This window comes from Bradyrhizobium sp. AZCC 1721 (assembly GCF_036924715.1).
Taxonomy (GTDB): Bacteria; Pseudomonadota; Alphaproteobacteria; order Rhizobiales; family Xanthobacteraceae; genus Bradyrhizobium.
Window position 1 is genome coordinate 5,612,078 of the sequence record NZ_JAZHSB010000001.1, and the last position, 4,045, is coordinate 5,616,122.

Here is a 4,045-nt window from a genome sequence, read left to right on the forward strand (position 1 = left end):
GCCACTTCGCTGGAAAACGCTCTAGCGTCATCCGCGCTGCGGTCGCAACAGCCAGAGCAGATAGGGCCCGGCGAGCATCATCGCGAAAATGCCGGCCGGCATCTGGAACGGAAATATCACCATTCGCCCGGCCCAGTCCGCAAACACCATCAGGATGGCTCCAATCAGCGCGGCCAGCGCCGTCTGGTGAAGCGCGCGCTGCGCCCCCATCATCCGCGCCATATGCGGCGCGATGAAACCGACCAGGCTCAGCAACCCAACCATCAGCGTCGCGGTCGCCGTCAACAATGCGGTCAGCAGCATGATGATGATGCGGCTCCTCGCCATCGATATGCCCACCGAACGCGAGGCCGCCGAGCCGAGCGGCAGAATGTCGAGCCAGCGAGATAGCATCGGCACCATGATCAACAAAAGGGCCGCCGCGGCGGCAAGCACCGAGGCCTCGGCCGGACTGATCTGATAGAGCGATCCGGTCAGCAACGACAGCAGCATGCCGATGCGCGGATCGCCGGTCGCCAGCGCCATGGCGACGATTGCGGCAAAAGCCGCGCTCATGGCGACACCGGCCAGCAGCACACGCTCCGGACTGAATTCGGACCGCCGGCTGAACAGCAGAACCAGCCCGAGCACGATGAAGGCTCCGATCCCGCCGCCTGCAATCTGCGCCACGCGCGTGTGGGACGGAAGGAGATAAAGAAGAACGATCACACCCATCGCGGCGCCGTAGCTGATCCCCATCACCTCTGGGGCCGCCATTGGATTTCCGGTCATGCGTTGCAGCAGCGTGCCCGCCACCGCCAGCGTGGCCCCCGCGGCCAACGCCGACACCACGCGCGGCCAGCGCCACGGCAGGAATTCCTGGATGCCGGCGAGACCACTCCAGCTCCAGCCCTCGGCGCCGACCCCAACCGCGAGCGCGACCCAGACCACGAGCAACAGCAAGGCCAGACCAAGCAGGATCACCCGCCAGGGATGCTCAAGACGTGGCGGAACGGATGGTGTGAGGTTTCCCACTGGAGCTGCGGACCGTAGCCGCGGCAGCAGCACCAGCAACATGGGCGCGCCGATCAATGCCGTGGCTGCGCCGGCCGGCATCTCGCGATAGCCCGGCGGAATCAGCAGCACAAGCTCGTCTGCCAGCCACAGCAAGCCGGCGCCGCAGAGCGGCGCCCAAATCAGCCGATCGCGGAAACGCCGCGCACCGGCAAGCATGGCGAGAGCCGGCCCGGTCAAACCGACAAAGCCCAGTACGCCGACCACGCTGACGACCGAAGCGCTGAGAGCGATCGCAATGCCAAGCGCGCAGACCCGCGCGCCCGTCAGTCCGAGGCCGAGGTTGCGCGCGGTCTCGTCGTCGAAACCGAGCAAGGTCAGCGGGCGGACCATCGCCGCGATCAGCACGAACGAAATCAGAAACCGCGGCGCCAGGAACGCCGCATTGCTCCAGTCCTGCTGATTGAGATAGCCAGCGCCCCAGATGAACAGGCCGATCAGGTAGTCATGGTTGAGCAACACCAGGGCCTGGGTCGTCACGGCGCAGTAGTATCCCACGATCAACCCGGCCAGCACCAGCACGACCGGCGATAGCGCACGTTTCCAGGTGAGGCCGAACACGCACAGGAACGCAGCGAACCCGCCGACCAGCGCAATCCACTCGCGGCCCAAAGCAAGCAGCGACGGCGCCCACAAGGTCGTCACCGCCAGCGCGAGATAGGCGCCGTTCGAGACACCGAGCGTGGTCGGTTCGGCCAGCGGATTGCGCAGCACCTGCTGACAAACAGCGCCGGCAAGGCCCAATGCTGCGCCGGCCAATAGCGCCACCGCAATTCGCGGAAAGACGGTATAATGCACGAGCATCTGCTGCGGATCGTTGATTTCAGGACGCCACAGCACCGGCAACCACGCGTTGACAGGCAGATAGCCCGACAGATGCCGAAAGGTCAGCCCAGCCGCCGCCGCAAACAATAAGCCGATCAGTATCGCAGGATGCATCTCGATCCCGGATCGGGCGGGCAGCGCGTCAACCTTGCTCATTGTTTTCCTGCGGCAAACGTTCGGCGAGAAGGCGTGCGAAGCGTTCAGCCGCCGGCACGCCGCCATAGAAGAATTGATTTCCCAGCACCGTCAGCCGCCCCGAGCGGAGGAACGGCAAGGTCCGCAGCACCGGGCTTGCGTTGAGCAAGGCTTCGATATCGGCAACCCGCGAACTCATCAGAACCAGCCGCGCATCCGGAACCGCAGCGAGCACTTCAAGGCCAACGCTGGTATGTCCCCACGGACCGCTCTGGCCGGTCCAGGCATTCTTCAACCCGAATTGACTGAGGACTTCCTGGTAAAGGCTGTTCGGCCCGAACACGAGTGCACGGTTACGCGCGATTTCGCTGACAAGATACAGCGGCTTGTCGCTGCGGCCACGAAGCCGATCACGGTAGCCGGTCATGGCGGCATCGAAGCGCGCCAGATAGGCCTCGCATGCCGCCTGCACACCGAGACGCTGCGCCAGCTCCATCGTCGAACTGCGCGCTGTTTCAAGCGGATGGCGGCCGGGCTTGAAAATCGTAAAGACCTCGACCGGGGCAATCAGCTTGAGCCGGGGTATTGCGGCCGTGATGCTGGGATCGATGATGATAATATCAGGCGCAAAACTCTGCAGCAGTTCGAGATTTGGCTCCGAACGCAGGCCGATCTCCTGAACGCTTGACGGGACAGCCGGCTCGACGACGAGCCGGCTGTAACGCTCGATTTCCGGAATAACCAGCGGCACGACGCCGAGCGCCAGTATGGTCTGCGCGCAGGCCCAGCCGAGCGCGGCGATGCGGGGGCCTCCTTGCGGTGCGGCGGCTTGAGCAAGCGTCATTGGCCAGCCGCCTGCAAGCACCCCGCCGCCGATGCCCGCGCCCGCTGCGAGAAGCGCGCGGCGAGACAGCTTGTAGTCGGAGAGTGAATTCTTGCTCATGGGGTGCGGCTCGGGAACGGCTTGCGGCGAGGCTGCGAGAGACGGGAGTTATGACATACCTTCATATGCCATAGCTTCATATGCTCTGTCTTTCCATGCCCGGCCGCTGCCTTTCGCCTGCGGCTCGAAAGGCGCTGGCCAGCGCCTGCCCGATCGCCGCCCGCGCCTGCAGAGCATCGGCCACGACATTGCCCATGCGCAGGAACTCGTGGATCATGCCCGGATAGATATGCAGGTCGACCGAAACGCCGGCGGCGCGGAGCCTTGCTGCGTACTCACGCCCCTCGTCGACCAGAGGATCATATTCGGCAAGCACGATGAGCGCCGGAGGCAGCCCTGAGAGATCTTCCGCGGCCAGCGGCGCAAACCGCCAATCGTCGCGGTCTGAATCGTCGCGGAGATACTGCCCGAAGAACCAGTCGACGGTGCTTCGTTCCAGAAGATAGCCGGAGCCGTATCGTTCGTAGGAATTAGACGTTTGCCGGGAGCTCAGGCCGGGATAGGCGAGCACCTGGAGGACGGGCTGCGGCAGGTTTCGGTTCGCCCTTGCTTCGATGGCGAGCGCCGCGGCGAGCGTTCCGCCAGCGCTATCGCCGCCAACGGCGACGCGGCCGGCATCTAGTCCCGCAGCAGGTCCCTCGCGGCCGATCCAGGCCAGCGCATCGAGCGCATCCTCGAACGCGGTCGGAAACTTGTGCTCCGGCGCAAGCCGATAGCCGACCGACAGCACAGCCGCGCCGCTGTCTTCGGCGAGACCGCGGCACAATGGCTGATGTGAGTTCAGGCTTCCGACGACAAAGCCGCCGCCGTGCATATAGAGCAAGACCGGCGCCGGATTGCGACGGCTCGGCTCCTGCTTCGCGTAGAGCCGCGCGTCGATCGTGGCTCCATCGCGCGTCGGCAGCGCGAGATGGCGCTCATACGCGAGCGCCGGCGGATCGACATCGAGCAACGGTGAGAATGCATCGAAATCAGCGCGTGCCTGTACGGCCGTCAATTGCGGAAACGGAATGCGTGATCCGCTTTCGGTGCCGGCCTGCACCATCTCGAGCAGTGCGGCGATATCGGGATCAAGGCTCATGCGAATAT

General features: G+C 64.8%; 3 protein-coding genes. All 3 read right to left on the reverse strand.

What is annotated here, in order from left to right:
• Positions 1-27 precede the first annotated feature (27 nt).
• The 3 genes from fhuB to V1273_RS26960 all read right to left on the reverse strand — a co-directional run bounded on the left by fhuB (position 28) and on the right by V1273_RS26960 (position 4,037).
• Positions 28-2,034: a Fe(3+)-hydroxamate ABC transporter permease FhuB gene (gene fhuB / locus V1273_RS26950; RefSeq protein WP_334411462.1), complete on the reverse strand. Its 2,007-nt coding sequence runs from the start codon at positions 2,032-2,034 to the stop codon at positions 28-30.
• The gene (locus V1273_RS26955; protein ID WP_334411463.1) at positions 2,021-2,956 is read right to left on the reverse strand and encodes an ABC transporter substrate-binding protein; all 936 of its coding nucleotides are present in this window, start codon (positions 2,954-2,956) and stop codon (positions 2,021-2,023) included. The genes fhuB and V1273_RS26955 overlap by 14 nt, the downstream gene beginning before the upstream one ends.
• Positions 2,957-3,032: 76 nt before the next feature.
• On the reverse strand, positions 3,033-4,037 hold the full coding sequence (locus V1273_RS26960) for an alpha/beta hydrolase (protein WP_334411464.1): 1,005 nt from the start codon (positions 4,035-4,037) through the stop codon (positions 3,033-3,035).
• Positions 4,038-4,045: the final 8 nt, after the last annotated feature.

Coding starts and splice junctions, on each gene's coding strand:
- fhuB (WP_334411462.1), bottom strand. CDS start 2,034: ATGAGCAAGGTTGACGCGCTGCCCGCCCGATCCGGGATCGAGATGCAT.
- V1273_RS26955 (WP_334411463.1), bottom strand. CDS start 2,956: ATGAGCAAGAATTCACTCTCCGACTACAAGCTGTCTCGCCGCGCGCTT.
- V1273_RS26960 (WP_334411464.1), bottom strand. CDS start 4,037: ATGAGCCTTGATCCCGATATCGCCGCACTGCTCGAGATGGTGCAGGCC.